General features: G+C 65.4%; 16 protein-coding genes. 11 read left to right on the top strand and 5 right to left on the bottom strand.

Annotation, left to right across the window (positions count from 1 at the left end; translation table 11 throughout):
* The 4 genes from GX414_11535 to GX414_11520 form a co-directional block, all read right to left on the bottom strand.
* A partial coding sequence (locus tag GX414_11535) for a hypothetical protein (GenBank protein NLI47726.1) occupies nt 1–181 on the bottom strand: 181 nt, incomplete at its 3' end.
* A gap of 290 nt (nt 182–471) precedes the next feature.
* Nucleotides 472–1,176, bottom strand: coding sequence for an HAD hydrolase-like protein (locus GX414_11530; protein NLI47725.1), 705 nt, complete (start codon nt 1,174–1,176; stop codon nt 472–474).
* A 58-nt stretch (nt 1,177–1,234) separates the two neighbouring features.
* Nucleotides 1,235–2,797: a protein kinase gene (locus GX414_11525; protein NLI47724.1), complete on the bottom strand. Its 1,563-nt coding sequence runs from the start codon at nt 2,795–2,797 to the stop codon at nt 1,235–1,237.
* Nucleotides 2,794–3,657: a serine/threonine-protein phosphatase gene (locus GX414_11520; GenBank protein NLI47723.1), complete on the bottom strand. Its 864-nt coding sequence runs from the start codon at nt 3,655–3,657 to the stop codon at nt 2,794–2,796. Before GX414_11520 ends, GX414_11525 begins: the two co-directional genes overlap by 4 nt.
* A gap of 106 nt (nt 3,658–3,763) precedes the next feature.
* On the opposite strand from GX414_11520, the gene serS reads away from it, so the two are divergent.
* From serS to GX414_11465, 11 genes are all read left to right on the top strand, one after another.
* Nucleotides 3,764–5,038, top strand: coding sequence for a serine--tRNA ligase (gene serS / locus GX414_11515; GenBank protein ID NLI47722.1), 1,275 nt, complete (start codon nt 3,764–3,766; stop codon nt 5,036–5,038).
* A gap of 94 nt (nt 5,039–5,132) precedes the next feature.
* Nucleotides 5,133–5,693, top strand: a complete 561-nt coding sequence (efp, locus tag GX414_11510; GenBank protein NLI47721.1) for an elongation factor P — start codon at nt 5,133–5,135, stop codon at nt 5,691–5,693.
* Nucleotides 5,694–5,748: 55 nt separating this feature from the next.
* On the top strand, nt 5,749–6,501 hold the full coding sequence (locus tag GX414_11505; protein ID NLI47720.1) for a glycosyltransferase: 753 nt from the start codon (nt 5,749–5,751) through the stop codon (nt 6,499–6,501).
* A gap of 21 nt (nt 6,502–6,522) precedes the next feature.
* Nucleotides 6,523–7,905, top strand: coding sequence for an MATE family efflux transporter (locus GX414_11500; GenBank protein NLI47719.1), 1,383 nt, complete (start codon nt 6,523–6,525; stop codon nt 7,903–7,905).
* An 85-nt stretch (nt 7,906–7,990) separates the two neighbouring features.
* Nucleotides 7,991–8,932, top strand: a complete 942-nt coding sequence (gene pyrB / locus GX414_11495; GenBank protein NLI47718.1) for an aspartate carbamoyltransferase — start codon at nt 7,991–7,993, stop codon at nt 8,930–8,932.
* Between the two features lie 26 nt (nt 8,933–8,958).
* Nucleotides 8,959–9,402: an aspartate carbamoyltransferase regulatory subunit gene (locus GX414_11490; GenBank protein NLI47717.1), complete on the top strand. Its 444-nt coding sequence runs from the start codon at nt 8,959–8,961 to the stop codon at nt 9,400–9,402.
* 54 nt (nt 9,403–9,456) lie between these two features.
* Nucleotides 9,457–10,401 carry a carbamate kinase gene (gene arcC, locus GX414_11485; protein ID NLI47716.1) on the top strand — a complete coding sequence of 315 codons (945 nt, stop codon included), beginning with the start codon at nt 9,457–9,459 and terminating at the stop codon, nt 10,399–10,401.
* Between the two features lie 169 nt (nt 10,402–10,570).
* The gene (gene argF / locus GX414_11480; protein ID NLI47715.1) at nt 10,571–11,509 is read left to right on the top strand and encodes an ornithine carbamoyltransferase; all 939 of its coding nucleotides are present in this window, start codon (nt 10,571–10,573) and stop codon (nt 11,507–11,509) included.
* 159 nt (nt 11,510–11,668) lie between these two features.
* Complete coding sequence (locus GX414_11475) at nt 11,669–13,213, top strand: acyl-CoA carboxylase subunit beta (protein ID NLI47714.1); 1,545 nt, start codon at nt 11,669–11,671, stop codon at nt 13,211–13,213.
* A gap of 13 nt (nt 13,214–13,226) precedes the next feature.
* Nucleotides 13,227–14,729 (top strand): ATP-grasp domain-containing protein, encoded by a 1,503-nt coding sequence (locus tag GX414_11470; protein NLI47713.1) that lies wholly within the window; start codon nt 13,227–13,229, stop codon nt 14,727–14,729.
* Between the two features lie 15 nt (nt 14,730–14,744).
* The gene (locus GX414_11465; GenBank protein ID NLI47712.1) at nt 14,745–15,263 is read left to right on the top strand and encodes a hypothetical protein; all 519 of its coding nucleotides are present in this window, start codon (nt 14,745–14,747) and stop codon (nt 15,261–15,263) included.
* Between the two features lie 432 nt (nt 15,264–15,695).
* Here the strand turns inward: GX414_11465 and GX414_11460 are convergent.
* A partial coding sequence (locus GX414_11460; GenBank protein NLI47711.1) for a hypothetical protein occupies nt 15,696–16,685 on the bottom strand: 990 nt, incomplete at its 5' end.

The raw sequence follows: 16,685 nt of genomic DNA, 5'->3' as shown, positions 1-16,685 counted from the left end.
GCCGCCGCTCAGGCGGATTGTAGGTGCTGTCGTAGAGAAAGTTGTGGTCGGTCGGCCCGCCCACGATCTGGAGCCCCGTCCCCGCGCCGCCGCGGGCCGAGTCGCCCGCCAGCACCGGCGCCAGGCCGGCCAGGAGCAGGAACGCTTCAAGCACCGCCAACAGACGTATCGCGTGTTTCATGTTGCCTCCCTAAATAATTAAGATGTGGGTTGTGAACGGGATGTTAAATGCAAACAATCGCCGCATGATAAATACCCAGATTCGGATATCTTTCAAAAAACTATTGTAATTGTAATTGGATGTCAAATGCTTTTTTCTCAGCACATTCCTGATGATGCGCGGCAGCTGGTCAGTCTGATCGGCTGATCCTGCCGAAGTCGAACTCGCGCACTGCAGCAGCGCAAGGTAGTTGAGGGACCGGATGATCGTGGTGCTGCAGCGGGCCGCATTCGTCGAATGCGGCGTGCGGGTCACGCCGGGCAGGGGAGGTCCAGGGGGCGGCAGAAGGCGGCGGGGTCGGCCAGGTCAGGGAGCAGGAGTTGGGGTCGGTAGGGGGCCAACTCCTCGACGGGGTAATCGCCGGTGGCCACGGCCACCGCCAGGCAGTGGGAGCCGAGGGCGCACTCGATGTCCCGCGGGGTGTCGCCGATCACGGTGAAGCGGGTGGCCGCCGTCACAGCCGGCCCGGCCAGCTCCGCCGCGCGCCGGCGGGCCACCGCCGGCAGCGCGTTCCGGTCGGTGGCGTCGCCGCCGAAGGCGCCGAAGGGAAAGTGGCGGTCGATCCCATAGAACCGGAGTTTCGCATACGCGCCCTCGCGCCAGTTCCCCGTGAGCAGCCCCAGCAGCACGCCCGGTGCGCCGTCGAGGTGGCGCAGCAGCTCGGCCACGCCGGGCATCACGGCGCCGCGGTCGCGAAAACGGGGGAGTTCCTCGGCCAGGTGTTCGAGGTACGCCTCACGGAAGCGGTCCATGGCGGGCGCCAGGCGGAAGCGGCGGCACACCTCGTCGTAGATCATGGGGTCGATCTTGCCCGAAAGGACCACCTCGGCCATGGCGTCGGCGACGCCGTGGACGTCGCGGAAGGCGGCCTCCATGGCGCGACGGCCGGCGCCGCCGGTGGTGATCAGCGTCCCGTCAATGTCGAACAGCAGCACGTGATGGATCGGTTGCGCCATGGCTCCTCGCGCGAGGGGCCATTGTACCAGAGCGCGGGGGAAATGCAACCGGCGGGGCCTACTGCTTCTCGAAGCGGAACACCAGCCGGCCGATCTTGACGGTGTCGCCGGAGTTGAGCTTGTGGGTGATGCCCGACTGGAGCAGGTAGCGGTTGTTGATGACCACCTTGTTCTTGCTCTTCAGGTCCTCGATGTAATACTCGCCATTGAGCTTGAGGATTCGGGCGTGGAGGCGGGAGATGTGCTTGCCCGAGTCGAACGGGGTGAGGTCGATCTCCGGGTAGCAGCGCCGCTCGGGGTCGCGCCGGCCGATGATGGTGATGTCCTTGATGACGTTGAACACCTGGTGTTGCTGCTCGAGCTTCAGGAGCGCCTTGGGCACCTTGATGAAGGGGGAGTGGGGCTGCTCGGTGCCGCACTTGTGGCAGACCAGGTCGTTTTCGGACAGCGAGGCGAAGCACTTCACGCAGTAAATATCGATGCTGGCGGCCGAGGCGGTTCGGATGACGTCATCGGAGATGGGGAGGAAGTCCTTAAACTCCTCCTCGAACTCCTTGCGCAGCGACTCCAGGTCGCTGGAGACCTCCGCCTTCGTCTCGTCGATGATCGGGACCACCTTGGTCTTGCGCTCGGAGCGACGCTTCTTCTCCGCGAGCAGCGTCAGCAGGTCCTTGTCATCGGCGTCGGCGTGGCGGGTCTGCAGGATCGACTCCAGCTCCCGCTTCATGGCGTAGGCGGAGGAGAAGCGGTTCCGCGCGTCGTAGCTCACGCTCCGGATGATGGCCGCCTCCATCTCGGGGCTGATGTCGGGATTGTACTCCCGCGGCCGCGGGTTTTTGGTGAAGTCGAAGATCAGGATGGGCTTGGTCTGCGGCGAGACGCCGGTCATGAAATAGAACAGGGTGGCGCCCAGCGAGTAGATGTCCGAGGCCGGCTCGATGGATTCCTCGTACACCTCCGGCGGCACGAAGCCCATGGTGCCGATGGTGGTGATGTCGGTGAGGTTGGCGGTGAGGAAGCGGGCGATGCCGAAGTCGACAAGCACCAGCCGGTCGCCGGCGGTCACCATGATGTTGCTGGGCTTCAGGTCGCGGTAGATCACCGGCGGCTTGTGGGTGTGCAGGTTGTGGAGGACGTCGCAGATCTGGATGCCGATGCCGATGACCTTGGCCTCGGGCAGTTTTTCGCCGTACTCCTTGAGGTATTTGTTCAGGTCCATCCCGTCGACATACTCCATGACCAGATAGTACCGGTCGTCCTCCATGAAGTAGTCATACACCTTCGGGATGCCGGGGTGCTGCAGCGTGGCCAGCAGCGCGGCCTCGCGCTTGAATTCGTTCAGGGTCCGCTCGTGCTCCTCGGGTTCGCTGTAGAGGTCGATCATCTCCTTGATGGCGCACGAGCGGTTGGAGAGCCGGACGTCGCGCGCCTGGTAGACGTTGCCCATGCCGCCGCCGCCCACCCGGCGGATAATCTCGTACCGGTTGAAGAAGACGTGGCCCGGCTGGAGCAGGGTCTTGCGGCCGCGGCTGTCGGCCAGCCGGCGGCGCGGGCAGGACCGGCGCGCCCGCGGCGGCGCGGGGGAGTCGAAGGTCGGGTCGTGCGGCCAGCCGTGCATCATGTCAGCTTAGCCAATACCACGGAGATGTTGTCCTTGCCGCCCGCCCGGTTGGCCCGCCGGATCAGTTCCGCGGCGCCGTTGTGCGGCTGGCGGCAGTCGGCGACCACCCGGGCGATTTCCGCGTCGGGTACCATGCTGGTCAGCCCGTCGGAGCAGATGAGGATCCACGCCGGCGGGGCCAGCTCCAGGTCGAACAGGTCGAACTCGAGCTGTTCGGAGGAGCCGAGGCTCTTGTAGAGAAAGTTGCGGCCGGGGTGGTGGACGGCGTCCTCGGGAGAGATCCGGCCCAGCTCCACCATCTGATTGACGATGGTGTGGTCCTTCGTCACCTGTTGCAGCCGCTTGTCGGCGTACACGTAGCAGCGGCTATCACCGACACTGGCCACCGTGAGCCGGCGGTCGTCCAGCACCGCCGCCGTCAGAGTGGCGCCCATGCCGAAGAAAGCGGGATTCTTGCGCGACAAGTCGATGATCGCGGTGTTGGCCCGTTCCATGGCGGCGGTCAGCACCCGCCGGGCGGCGGGGCGGGCCGGGCGGCGCTTGGCGCGGCGAAAGTGGTAGTTGTAGACGCGTTCAGGGAGCTGGTAGATGTCGGTGCGCAGGACAGGCAGGAAGTAGCCGCGGGTGAGGGAGGCGGCCACGCTCTGGATGGCGGTCATGGCCGCGATCTCGCCGGCATTGTGGCCGCCCATGCCGTCGGACACCGCGAAGAACGCGGACACAGCCTGCCGATGGCCGGTGGCGGTGGCGAGATCACAGGCCACCACACCGTCTTCGTTGTTCTGGCGCTCCCGGCCGGTGTCGGTCATTGCGGCATACAGGAGCTGCGGGGGTTTCTTCGGCTGCCGGTCACCACCCATGAAAAATGTTCGCCTCGCGGTCGGGGTAAGGTCAAGTCAGGATCATATTGTAATTTGGACTGCTTTTTTTTAAAATACCTCTTTTCTTCGCCGGTGGAGTTTTCGGATGCTGGACTCGAAGTTCGTCAGGGAAAATCTCGAGCTTGTCAAAGCGAAAATCGCCCAACGCGGCGCGACGCCGGATTTCGGCGCCTTCGCCGGACTGGAGGGGCGGCGTCGCGAGATTCTCGTCCGCGTCGAGGAGCTGCGGGCGCTGCGCAACAAGGTCTCGGGCGAGATCCCTCGGCTCAAAAAAGAGGGCCGGGATGTCGCGGCCGAGATGGCGCGCATGAAGGCGGTGGGCGAGGAGATCAAGGGGCTCGAGGCCGATCTGGCCGAGACGGAGCGGAACCTCGACGGCTTCCTCCTCAACGTGCCCAACCTGCCCGACGACTCGGTGCCGGTGGGCGCCTCCGCCGAGGAGAACGTGGAGGTCCGCCGGTGGGGGCAGCCGCGGGCGTTCGACTTCCCGGTGCGGGACCACGTGGATCTGGGGCGCGCCCTGAACATCCTGGACATGGACCGGGCCGGCAAAATAACCGGCGCCCGGTTCGCCGTCTACCGCGGCGTCGGCGCTGCGCTGGAGCGCGCGCTGGCCGCGTTCATGCTCGATGTGCACATTCGGGAGCACGGCTACCAGGAGATCCTGCCGCCGTACATCGTCAACGCCGACGCGCTCGTGGGCACGGGCAACCTGCCCAAGTTCGAGGAGGACCTGTTTCACCTGCAGGGGTGGCCGTTCTACCTGATTCCCACGGCCGAGGTTCCCGTCACCAACCTGTACCGAGAGGAGATCCTGCCCGAGGCCGACCTGCCCATCCGCCACGTGGCCTTCACCCCGTGCTTCCGCTCCGAGGCCGGCGCGCACGGGAAGGAGACGCGGGGGCTCATCCGGCAGCACCAGTTCCACAAGGTGGAGCTGGTCAAGTTCTGCCGCCCCGAGGACTCCATGGCCGAGCTCGAGGGCCTCACCGCCGATGCCGAGCGGATCCTCCAGCGCCTGGAGCTGCCGTACCGCGTGGTGGCGCTCTGCACCGGCGACATGGGATTCTCCTCGGCCAAGACGTACGACCTTGAGGTGTGGCTCCCCAGCGCCGGGAAGTATGTGGAGATCTCCTCCTGCAGCAACTTCAAGGATTTCCAGGCGCGCCGGGCCAACCTGCGCTACCGGCCGGCGGACGGGGGCAAGGTGCGCTTCCTGCACACCCTGAACGGCTCGGGCCTGGCCATCGGCCGCACGTGGGTGGCGCTGCTGGAAAACGGCCAGCAGCGCGACGGCTCGGTCACCATCCCGAGGGCGCTGCGGCCCTACCTGCACGGCCAGGAGGCCATTGTTCCGTGAACGCGCCCGGGCCGCCGCCGCGGCGCTGCGGCCCGGGATTGCATACGGGCGCGCCCCAAGGCCCGCTCCGATTCCCAGAGGGAGGTTTTCCCCGATCATGATCAACGCGACCGATATCCGCAAAGGCGTCATCATTAAAATGGATGGCGAGCTATTCCAGGTGCTCACCTACCACCATGCTACGCCAGGCAACCTGCGAGGCTTCGTGCAGACGAAGCTGCGCAACCTCAAGACCGGCACCCAGAAGGACTACCGCTTCCGCTCCACCGACCGGGTGGAAAAGGCATTTCTCGACACCCACCAGATGTCCTATCTCTATGCCGACAGCGACCACTTCTACTTCATGAACACCGAGACGTTTGAGCAGGTCAGCCTCGGTCCCGAGGCGCTCGGCGACGCGGTGAACTACCTCAAGCCCGAGACCGTCATCACGGTGGATTTCTACGACGGCAAGCCGGTGGGTGTCGAACTGCCCGCCGCGGTGGAATTGCTGGTGGTCGAAACGGACCCGGCGGTGAAGAACGCCACCGTATCCAACGTGACCAAGCACGCCAAGCTGGAGACCGGCCTGGTGGTCCAGGTGCCTCCTTTCGTCGAGGAGGGCGACATCATCAAGGTCAACACCGACAGCGGCACTTACATCAGCCGCTGCTGAGGCCGGCGCGCCCGGCGTCAGCAGTCCGGCTCCGGCCGGGTAGAGGTCCAACGTCATGTCCGTGCCCCGAGTGCTCATCACGCTGCCGTGCCACAACGAAGCCGAGATCCTCGAGGCGAACGTGACCACCCTCCGGGAGTTCTGTGAAACCCGCCTGGAGGGCTACGACTGGCGCCTGCTCATCGCCGACAACGCGTCCACCGACGCCACCGGGACCATCGGCCGGGAGCTGGCCGAACGGCTCGTGGGCGTGGATTATGTCCGTGTGGCCGAGAAGGGGCGCGGCCGCGCGCTCCGGCAGTGCTGGACCGAGCATGAGTCCGACATCTATGCGTATATGGATGCCGACCTGGCCACCGAGCTGCGCCACCTGCCCGAGCTGCTGGGGGCGGTACGCGATGGCGCCGACGCGGCCATCGGCAGCCGGCTGATCCCCGGCGCCCGGGTGACCGACCGGTCGCTGAGCCGTGAGGTTTCCTCCCGCGGGTACAATCTGTGCCTGTGGCTGTTCTTCCGGGCGCCGTTCCGTGACGCCCAGTGCGGGTTCAAGGCGGTGAGCCGCTCCGTCCGGGACCGCTTCCTGCCGCTGACCCGCGATTCGCACTGGTTTTTCGATTCCGAGCTCCTGCTGCTGGCCGGCCGGGGGGGGCGCCGGGTACGGGAAATCCCGGTCTGCTGGCGCGACGACCAGGTCCGTGACAGCAAGGTGCGGCTCATCCGCGACATCGTCTATTTCGTCCGCCGGATCCTTGCCCTGAGGCGGCGGCTCTGGTTCGACGCGGAGCTCCGGGCCCGGCTGCGGTCCTGAGCGTTCCGCTCCCATCACGCCATGCCACCGCAGGCTCCCTGGCACCGGATCCCCTGGCGAGAGTACCGGCACGTGCTGGCCCTGGCGGCGCCGGTGATCCTGGCGAACATCAGCAACAACCTGCTGGCTCTGGCGGACACGCTCATGGTGGGGTCGCTCGGCACCACCGAACTGGCGGCGGTGGGCTACGGCCTGCTGCTGGTGTTCCTCATCTACGGGTTTCCCATCGGGCTCATCAGCATCGGCAACGCGTTCGCCGCCCAGTTCTTCGGCGCGGGCCGCGGCGCGGACTGCCGCCGGCTGGTCCGGCTGGCGCTCTGGCTGGGGCTGGCCGCCGGGCTGGGGGCAGCCGCCTTGTCGTGGGCCTCGGACGGGCTGATGGTGTTGCTCGGCATCGAGCCGGAAATCCGCCGTCAGGCGTTTCTCTATGTGTCGCGCCGGGCCCTGGGGGCGCCGTTCCTGTTCGTTGTCGTCGGCTGGGCGAACGTTCTAAACGGCCTGGGCCACGTTCGGACGCCCATGGCCCTCACCGTGCTTGCCAACGCGATGAACATCGGCCTGAACTACCTGCTCATCTTCGGCCATGGCGGCTTTCCGGCCATGGGGATCGAGGGGGCCGCCCTGGCCACCGCCGCATCCAACCTGGTCTCGTTCCTGATGTTCGCGGCGATCCTGAAGTGGCGGCCGCCGGCGGTGCTCCGCCCTCCGCACGGGGCGGGGGAGCGCCCCGACCGATCGTTCGCGCGCGAGTTCTTCCGTGTGGGGCTGCCCAACGGCGTCTACGTGCTGCTGGATATCGGGGGGCTGTTCGCGTTCTCCACCATCGTGGAGTGGATCGGGGTGACCGCCCTCGCCATCAACCAGGTGCCGGTGCGGGTTATGGCGTTGTCGTACATGTTCAACCTGGGGCTCTCCATCGCCGCCACCACGCTGGTGGGGCAGGCGGCCGGGGCGGGCCGTCCGGCGGCGGTGAGCCGATCGGCGCGGCTGGCGCTGCAGCTGTCGACCGGCGTCCTGGTGGCCCTGTCGCTGACTTACCTGCTGGCCCGCGAGCCCATCGTGCGCGCTTTCTCTCTGGAGGCGGCGCTGGTGGCTCCGGCGGCGGCGATGGTCTCGCTCATGGTGGTGTTCCACTTCTTCGACGGGCTGACCATTGTCCTGTACGGCTGCCTCAAGGGCTTGGGCGACACCCGCTTTCCCACGCTGGTGTACATGGCCGGACAGTGGCTGCTGGCCCTGCCGCTGGCGTGGGCGTTGGCGCTTCCCGCCGGCCTGGGGTTGCCGGGCGCGTGGGCGGCGCTCATCCTGGAGATGGCGGCGACGGGCCTGGTGTTCTGGCTGCGGTTCCGCCACCTGGAGCGCCAACCCGGGCGCTGGCCGCTGTCGGCCGGGGCCGTCCGCTGAGGAAACGGCCGCGCGCGGAAATATCGGGTGCCATCGGTGGGCGATTATGATATGATCCCACCTTTAACCAGAGCCGGGGGTGACCATGGCGGCCAATCAGGATAAGTACTTCCGCAAGTTCCAAGGCGCAGACGTGATCTCCATCCGCGATTTCAGCGAGGAAGAGATCCTCTTCGTCCTGGACTACGCGAGGCGCTTTGAAGCAGCGTCGGCGCCCGTCCTGCAGGGCAAGATCCTGGCCACCCTCTTCTACGAGCCCAGCACCCGGACCCGCCTGAGCTTCGAGAGCGCCATGATCGGCCTGTGCGGCTCGGTCATGGGCTTCACCGACGCGGCCGTGAGCTCGGCGGCCAAGGGCGAATCGGTGCGCGACACCGCCAAGATGATCGAGGGGTACGCCGATGTGATGGTGATCCGCCACCCGCTCGAGGGGTCGGCGCGGGCCGCCGCCGAGGGTGCCGAGATCCCGGTGATCAACGGCGGCGACGGAGCCAACCAGCATCCTACCCAGACCTTCCTCGACCTGTACACCATCCTCAAGAACAAGCAGACGCTCCGCGGCCTCCATGTCGGCTTCCTCGGCGACCTGAAGTACGGCCGGACGGTGCATTCACTGGCCGAGGCGCTGAGTCATTTCGACTGCCGGATGTACTTCGTCGCCCCCGAGATGCTGCGGATGCCCGCCCATATCCTGTCCGAGCTGGACCAGCACGGCATTACCTACAGCGAAACCGAGAACCTGTACGAGGTGTCCCGGGAACTCGACATCCTCTATGTCACCCGGATCCAGAAAGAGCGCTTTCCCGATCCCCTCGATTACGAGAAGGTCAAGAACGTTTACATCCTCAATGAGAAGCTGCTGGAGCACGTCAAGTCCGACCTGAAGATCCTGCACCCGTTGCCGCGGGTCAACGAGATCGACCCGGCGCTGGACGCGTACCCCCAGGCCGAGTATTTCCAGCAGTCGAAGAACGGCGTCACGGTGCGCAAAGCGCTGCTGTCGCTGGTGCTAGGAGTCCAACTATGACCGACGAGAAGAACAGCTCCGTCTCCATGGAGATGCGGATCTCCAAGCTGCGCAACGGAGCGGTGATCGACCACCTGCGCCCGGGCACGGCCATGAAGGCCATCCAGGTGCTGGGCGTCACCGACGGCAGCACGCTGTCCATCGGCATGTTCCTCGACTCCAAGAAGATGGGGCGCAAGGACCTGATCAAGATCGAGAACCGGACCCTGACCACCAAGGAGATCAACAAGATCGCCGTACTCTCACCGGAAGCCACCCTGTGCAACATCCGGGACTACCAGGTGGTCCAGAAGACCAAGGCCCACCTGCCGCGCGAAATTTCCGTCATCGTCCGGTGCAACAACCCCAAATGCATCACCAACCACGAGAAGGTCGGCACGCTGTTCGCCGTGGTGGAGGACAATCCGCTCAAACTCCGCTGCCGGTACTGCGAGCGGGCCATGAGCGGGGACGAGATCGAACTGATCTGACCCCGCCACCCGCCGGCCGCCATCAGCCGCAATTCAGCGCACGGAGCCCCTGTCATGAAGAAGCAACGCATCGTCATCGCTTTCGGAGGCAACGCCATCCTGCAGAAAGGCCAGGAGGGCACGGTCTACGAGCAGTTCGCCAACACGCGCCTGGCCATCGACCGGATCATGGGCCTGATCCGGGACGGCCATGAGATCGTCATCACCCACGGCAACGGCCCGCAGGTGGGCAACATGATGATCCGGGTGGACCGCTCGCGCGGCTTCGCCTACGACCTGCCGCTCGGTGTCTGCGTGGCCGACACCCAGGGCGAGATGGGCTACATGATCGCCCAGTCGCTCCAGAACCGCCTCACCCGCGAGCAGATCCACCGCGAGGTGGTGGCCGTGGTCACCCAGGTCGTCGTGGACCGCGAGGACCCCAGCCTGAAGCACCCCACCAAGCCGGTGGGCCGGTTCCACACCGAGGAGGAGGCGCGCCTGATGATGGCCGAGGGGAAGCACATGGTCGAGGACGCCGGCCGGGGCTGGCGCCATGTGGTGCCCTCGCCCCACCCGAGCCGGGTGGTGGAGAGTTCCGTCATCCGCCAGCTCGTGGAAGCCGGGCACATTGTCATCGCCTGCGGCGGCGGCGGTATGCCCGTCTACGTCGAGGACGATGGCACGTACGAGGGGATCGACGGCGTCGTGGACAAGGACCGCGCCTCGGCGGTGCTCGCCCGCGAGATCGGCGCCGACGAGCTGATCATCCTCACCGAGGTGGACAAGGTCGCCCTCAACTTCAACAAGCCGGACCAGCGCTTTCTGGACCGCCTGACGGTGGCGGAAGCGCGCCGGTACCTGGCCGAGGGCCACTTCCACAAGGGGAGCATGGGCCCGAAGGTGGAGGCGGTGATCGACTTTCTCGAAAACGGCGGCAAGCGGGCCATCATCGCCTCGCTCGACAAGGCCTACGACGCGCTGCACGGCCGCGCCGGCACGCACTTCACCCGGGAATAGAGGCTAGAGGCTCGAGGCTAGAGGCTCGAGTTGAAAGTCTTGGGTCAAAATCTTGGAATTGGAAGTTCGATGCTGGAGTTCTGGCAGGATGATATCGAATAGAAGGTACGAGCCTCGAGTCTCGAGTCTCTAGCCTCGATAAGAAAATTTGATTCAAGGAGATACACCCATGGCATTTAACCTCAAAGGGCGTTCGCTGCTGAGTCTCAAGGAGGAAACCCCCGAGGAAATCCGCTTCCTGCTGGACATCTCCCATCAGGTGAAGAAGGATCGGCGGGCGGGCGTCGCCCACCAGCGCTTTCTGGGCAAGACGCTGGCGCTGATCTTCGAAAAGCGGTCCACCCGGACCCGCTGCGCCTTTGAGACCGCCTTCGGCGAGGAGGGCGGCTATCCGGTGTTTCTGTCCGTCGATGACATCCAGCTCGGCGCCAAGGAGAGCATTGAGGACACCGCCCGGGTGCTGGGCCGGATGTTCGACGCCATCCAGTTCCGCGGTTTCAAGCAGGAGACCGTGGACGCGCTGGCCCGCTGGTCCGGCGTGCCGGTCTACAACGGCCTGACCGACCTGTATCATCCCACCCAGGTTCTGGCCGACCTGATGACCGTGGAGGAGGCCTTCGGCCGCCTGGCGGGCATCCGGTTCGTGTACGCCGGCGACGGCCGCAACAACATGGCCAACTCGCTCATGATCGGTTGCGCCAAGATGGGTCTGCACTACGTCATCGCCGCGCCGAAGTCGCTCTGGCCCGCCAGGGAACTGGTCAAGGAGTGTCAGGTCTGGGCCAAGGCGTCGGGCGGCTCCATCGCCATCACCGACCAGATGAAGGATGCGGTGAAAGGCGCCGAGATCATCTACACCGACGTGTGGGCGTCCATGGGCGAGGAGAGCAAGGCCAAGGAACGGATCAAGCTGCTGACCCCCTACCAGGTCAACGCCAAGGCCCTGGCCGCCACCGGGCGGCCCGACACCGTGTTCCTCCACTGCCTGCCGGCGGTGAAGGGGCAGGAGGTCACCGCCGACGTGCTCGACGGTCCCCAGAGCCGCGCCTGGGACGAGGCGGAGAACCGCAAGCACACCATCAAGGCCGTCATGCTGGCCACGATATAGCCGCGCGGCCCGTCGCCGCGGCCCAGATCGTCCGCCCGCCCGGCCCCTGCGACCGGGCCGGCCGGAGCCCGGCTCGCCCGGGATTTGCGTTGCATTCCCCGGGGGGCGTGATTAAGATAGACGCGCTCATCCCGGCACAGGAGACAGACCATGACCACTCTGCGTGAGAAAACGCGCGAATTGCTGGATATGATCGAGGTCGCCCGCCAGGGCGGCGGCCCCGACAAGATCAAGAGCCAGCACGCCAAGGGCAAGTTCACCGCCCGGGAACGGCTGGACATCCTGCTCGATCCGGGGTCGTTCCACGAACTCGACACCTTCGTCCAGCACAAGTGCAACGACTTCGGCATGGACAAGATGGTTTACCCGGGTGACGGCGTCATCACCGGCTACGGCGCCATCGGCGGCCGGCTGGTGTACGTCTACGCGCAGGATTTCACCGTGCTGGGCGGGTCGCTGGGTAAGAAGCAGTCGGAGAAGATCTGCAAGGTGATGGACCTGGCGGTCCAGAACGGCGCCCCCGTGATCGGCCTCAACGACAGCGGCGGCGCCCGCATCCAGGAAGGGGTCATGAGCCTGGCCGGTTACGGCGACATCTTCTACCGCAACACGAACACCTCCGGCATCGTCCCGCAAATCGCGGTGATCATGGGGCCGTGCGCCGGCGGCGCGGTCTACTCGCCGGGCATCATGGACATGGTGTTTATGGTCAAAGGCACCAGCCACATGTTCATCACCGGGCCCGACGTGATCAAGGCGGTGACAAAGGAGGAGGTCACCTTCGACGAGTTGGGCTCCGCCCAGACCCACAACACGGAGAGCGGGGTGGCCCACTTCATGGCTGATGACGAGGAGGAGGCCCTGCAGAAGGTCAAGACCCTGCTCGGCTACATCCCGTCGAACAACCTCGAGCCGCCGCCGGTGGTGGACCCCGGCGACGACCCCCAGCGCATCTGCGACGAGCTGTACGACATCGTGCCATACGACCCCATCAAGGCGTACGACGTCAAGGACGTGGTCCGCTGCCTGATGGACCGCGGCCAGTATTTCGAGGTGCACGAGCATTACGCGCCCAACATCTCGGTGGGTTTCGCCCGCCTCAACGGGCGGACGGTGGGCGTGGTCGCCAATAACCCCAAGTTCTTCGCCGGCACCCTGGACATCAACGCTTCGGTGAAGGGGGCGCGGTTCATCCGCTTCTGCGACGCGTTCAACATCCCGCTGGTGGTGTTGTGCGACGTGCCCGGTTTCCTCCCCGGCAAGAGCCAGGAACTCGGCGGCATCATCCGGCACGGCGCCAAGCTGATGTACGCCTTCTCCGAGGCCACCGTGCCGCGCGTGACCGTGGTTACCCGCAAGGCTTACGGCGGCGCCTACATCGTCATGAACTCGAAACACATCGGCGCCGACCTCAACTACGCCTGGCCCTCGGCCGAAATCGCGGTCATGGGACCGGAGGGCGCCATCAACATCATCTTCCGCCGGGAGCTGGCCGAGGCCGAGGATTCCGCCCGCAAGCGCACCCAGCTCCTCGACGACTACCGGAAGAAGTTCGCCAATCCCAAACTGCCGTCGGAGTATGGCTTCATCGACGAGATCATTCCGCCCCACTTGACCCGGGTGCGGCTCATCTCCGCCATGGAGACGATGCAGGGCAAGCGGGTCGCCCGTCCGTACCGCAAGCACGGGAACATCCCGCTCTAGGAGGGAGGAGGCCATGCAGAAGATCCTGGTCGCCAACCGGGGTGAGATCGCGCTGAGCGCGCTGCGCTGCATCCGGGAGATGGGTCTCGAGAGCGCCACCGTCTACTCGAGCGTCGACGCCGATTCCCTGCACGTCCGCTACGCCGACCAGGCGCTGCCGCTGGCCGGGGCGCGGACTTCCCGTACCTACGGTTCCATCCAGCGGATCCTGGAGGCGGCCGAGGCGGCCGGCGCCGACGCCGTTTACTGCGGGTACGGCTTCCTGTCGGAATCGCCGGAGTTCGCCCACGGCTGCCGCGAGAAGGGCATCACGTTCATCGGCCCGGCCCCGGAGGTGCTGGCCAGCTGCCACGAGAAGCTGCTCCTCCTAAGCAAGGCCGCCCAGTTGAAAATCCCGGTGCCGGACCACAGCCTGCCGGTGCAGGACGAGGCGGACCTCGTCCAGAAGGCGCAGGATCTGGGCTACCCCGTCCTGCTCAAGCCGGTGACCGGCACCGGCGGCCGGTATATCTATAAGGCCTACCGGAAGGAGGACCTGCTGGCGAGCTACCGAACTTTCCTCCGCGAGCAGGCGATCAAGGGACTGAACGTGCCGTTCTACCTCGAACGGTACATCCGCCGGGCGGTGCACATCGAGTTTCCGGTGCTGGCCGACCACCACGGCAACGCGGTCCAGCTCGGCGAACGCGAGTGCGTTGTGCAGCGCCGCTTCCAGAAGCTGATCTCGGAAACACCGTCGGTCTGGCTCCCGGCCGAAAGCCGGAACCAGATGGCCGCGGCGGCGCTGTCGCTGATCCGCAGCGTCGGCTTCACCGGCTGCGGGGCGGTGGAGTTCATGGTGGACGAAAAAGGCCACTGGTACTTCATGGAGATCAACCCGCGGCTCCAGGTGGAGTACGCGCTCACCGAGATCGTCTACGGTGTGGAGATCATCAAGGAACAGCTCCGCATCGCGGCGGGCGAGCCGCTGGCGCTGCCCGCCGACGCTCACCGGCCCCGACTGCATGCCATCGAGTGCCGGATCAACGCCGAGGATCCCGGACGCGATTTCCAACCGTCCGCCGGGATGGTCCACGAATACTACATCCCCGGCGGCTACGGCTACAGCGTGCTTTCGAGCGTCCAGAAGGGGAAGCGGATCGACATCTACTACGACCCCATGATCATGAAGGTGGACTGCTTCGCCGCCACCCGCGCCGAGGCGCTGGCGAAGACCCGCTTCGCCCTGGAGGCGATCCGGCTGAAGGGCGTCCAGACGAACATCTCGTTCCTGAGCCGCGTCGTGGGCAGTGAGGCGTTCACCGCCGGCTCCCTGAAGTGCGACCTCAAGCTCAAGGACTTCATGCCGCAGGGCGCCGACGACCGCCGTCGCCAGGAGGTGGCTGCGCTGGTAGCCGTGCTCAACCACGAGTTGATGGGCCGCTTCCGGACGGCCGCATTCCAGCGGACCACCCCCGGCGGCAACGTCTGGGGCATGTCCGGCCGGGTGGAGCTCATCACCCGCCGCCATCTGTGAGGGGAGGCCACGGCCATGAAGTACCGCGTGTGCATCGACAACAAGAACTTCAACGTGATTCTCGCCGACATCTACCCCGACCCGGCGGCGGAGGTGGATGTTGAAATCGGCTATCACCGCTATCGCAGCCGGATCCTGGCCTGGAGCCGGGAGCAGGGTATTCAATCCATCCTGGTGGACGGTGTGCCGTTCGACATCGAGGCGATCCGCAACGAAAGCGGCGACCTGGCGGCGGTCAAGGTGGACAACACCCTCTTCTCGGTCCAGGAGATCATGGCCGGCAAGCTCCTCACCACGCGCCAGGAAGTGAAGATGGTGAAGGAGGGACTGGTGCGCGCGTTCATGCCCGGACTCATCGTCCGTGTGCTGAAGAGCGCGGGGGAAACGGTCGCCGAAGGGGACACCGTCCTGTACATGGAAGCGATGAAAATGGAGAACGCCATCGTCGCGCCGCGTGCCGGGACCATCAGCCGCATCGGTCCCAAGGAAGGCGAAACCGTGCTAACTGGAGATGTGCTTTTCGTCGTTGAATAGTGGGTGCAAACTGACCGCTATTCGCAACCCCTTATCCCATGCGAAGTTGTCTTTCTCCTCACCGCTGTAACTGCGCGCTGTGGAGAAATCTGTGGAAATCTTTGTGGCGTCCAAATAGGCCTGTAATCTGATTACAGTATAAATATAAGTCGTTTGTTTGTAGTGAGATAATAGGCTGCCACATATTTAAGCAAATCGGGGAAATCCCGATTCGGCGTCCGCTTCCCGGGGTTGTCCACAAGTTTTCCTCACGCGAATCCACAATTTCTTTGAATATTTTTGAATATCAAGCGGTTAGAAAAGCGACTCCCGAACAGATCTGAAAAGGTGCCCGACCGGCGTGCTTTTCGAGGCGGCTCGACCGTTGAACACGCGCCGTATCCGGACACTCGGCCACATATCGGGTGCCGGTGCGATTGTGATGACGGGCGGCTAGTCCCGGGGCGGATCCGGCGGATTGGCAAGGTCCGCGTCCGATGGCGGGGCCGCGTCGTCGGGTGGCGCGACGGGTTCGACGCCGATGGCGGGCGCCGGCGGCGCCGGGGGAGGCGCGAAGGCCGCCAGCCGCTCCGCGAGCGCGGGATCCACCTGGGCCAGCGCCTGGATGGGATACATGCGCATGACGACGTAGACGGGCAGGAGCAGCGTCTGGCCGACCCAGGGGATGGCGGCGATGCAGCAGGTCAGGCAGACGCCGCAGCTCATCACAAAACTTGCGGCGATGCTCAGCCCGAGTCGCATCAGCAGGTACAGCAGCAGGGCGCCGGTGTGTTCCTGGAACAGGGTGAAGAAGGCGTTCCAAGCTTCGAGGACCCGGATCCGCCGGCTCCACATGAGGGGGACCACGAAGTCCTCCAGGTAGACGGCGATGGCGATGATGGGGATAAGGGCCAGCAGGGCGCCGGCCAAGATGGCCAGGAGCTGCGGCCAGATCTGGCTGAAGGGGGCGAACTCGCCGTCGCGGAACAGGGTGAGGAACACGGTCACGACCGCCAGCACCAGCAGCAGGAGGAGGAACACGCTGAAGCCGAGGTACCACCAGAACAGTGACAGGCCCTGGACGCGGTTGCGGCGCCAGCTCTCGCCAAGGGCGGTCTTGTTTTCCACGAGGCACTCGACGAACATGAACCGGCCGCGGCTGAAGATGTAGGTCAACAGGATGATGACGGTCAGAAGCGCCAGCGCGATCCCGCCGATCACCGCGGCAATGAGCCACACGTTGCCGCCAAACCAGGACGACGGATCGCCCGGCAGCGCCTCGGCCGGAAAGCCGCCGCCGACGAATCGGTCCGACCGGTGCTCCGCTTCGTCCTGGATGAAGGAGAAGATGTTGGGGAATCCTCCGCCATGCTGAATGTTGGCGCCGATCAGCGCCAGCAGGCCCCAGGCGAACCACTTTTTCCAGAGGAACGGATGGAAAAG

It is taken from the genome of Acidobacteriota bacterium (assembly GCA_012517875.1).
Taxonomy (GTDB): Bacteria; Acidobacteriota; JAAYUB01; order JAAYUB01; family JAAYUB01; genus JAAYUB01.
The sequence above is the reverse complement of the archived record's forward strand: the minus strand, read 5'-3'. Positions and strand labels throughout refer to the sequence as shown.

Coding starts and splice junctions, on each gene's coding strand:
- GX414_11530 (NLI47725.1), bottom strand. CDS start 1,176: ATGGCGCAACCGATCCATCACGTGCTGCTGTTCGACATTGACGGGACG.
- GX414_11525 (NLI47724.1), bottom strand. CDS start 2,797: ATGATGCACGGCTGGCCGCACGACCCGACCTTCGACTCCCCCGCGCCG.
- GX414_11520 (NLI47723.1), bottom strand. CDS start 3,657: ATGGGTGGTGACCGGCAGCCGAAGAAACCCCCGCAGCTCCTGTATGCC.
- serS (NLI47722.1), top strand. CDS start 3,764: ATGCTGGACTCGAAGTTCGTCAGGGAAAATCTCGAGCTTGTCAAAGCG.
- GX414_11505 (NLI47720.1), top strand. CDS start 5,749: ATGTCCGTGCCCCGAGTGCTCATCACGCTGCCGTGCCACAACGAAGCC.
- GX414_11500 (NLI47719.1), top strand. CDS start 6,523: ATGCCACCGCAGGCTCCCTGGCACCGGATCCCCTGGCGAGAGTACCGG.
- pyrB (NLI47718.1), top strand. CDS start 7,991: ATGGCGGCCAATCAGGATAAGTACTTCCGCAAGTTCCAAGGCGCAGAC.
- GX414_11490 (NLI47717.1), top strand. CDS start 8,959: ATGGAGATGCGGATCTCCAAGCTGCGCAACGGAGCGGTGATCGACCAC.
- arcC (NLI47716.1), top strand. CDS start 9,457: ATGAAGAAGCAACGCATCGTCATCGCTTTCGGAGGCAACGCCATCCTG.
- argF (NLI47715.1), top strand. CDS start 10,571: ATGGCATTTAACCTCAAAGGGCGTTCGCTGCTGAGTCTCAAGGAGGAA.
- GX414_11470 (NLI47713.1), top strand. CDS start 13,227: ATGCAGAAGATCCTGGTCGCCAACCGGGGTGAGATCGCGCTGAGCGCG.
- GX414_11465 (NLI47712.1), top strand. CDS start 14,745: ATGAAGTACCGCGTGTGCATCGACAACAAGAACTTCAACGTGATTCTC.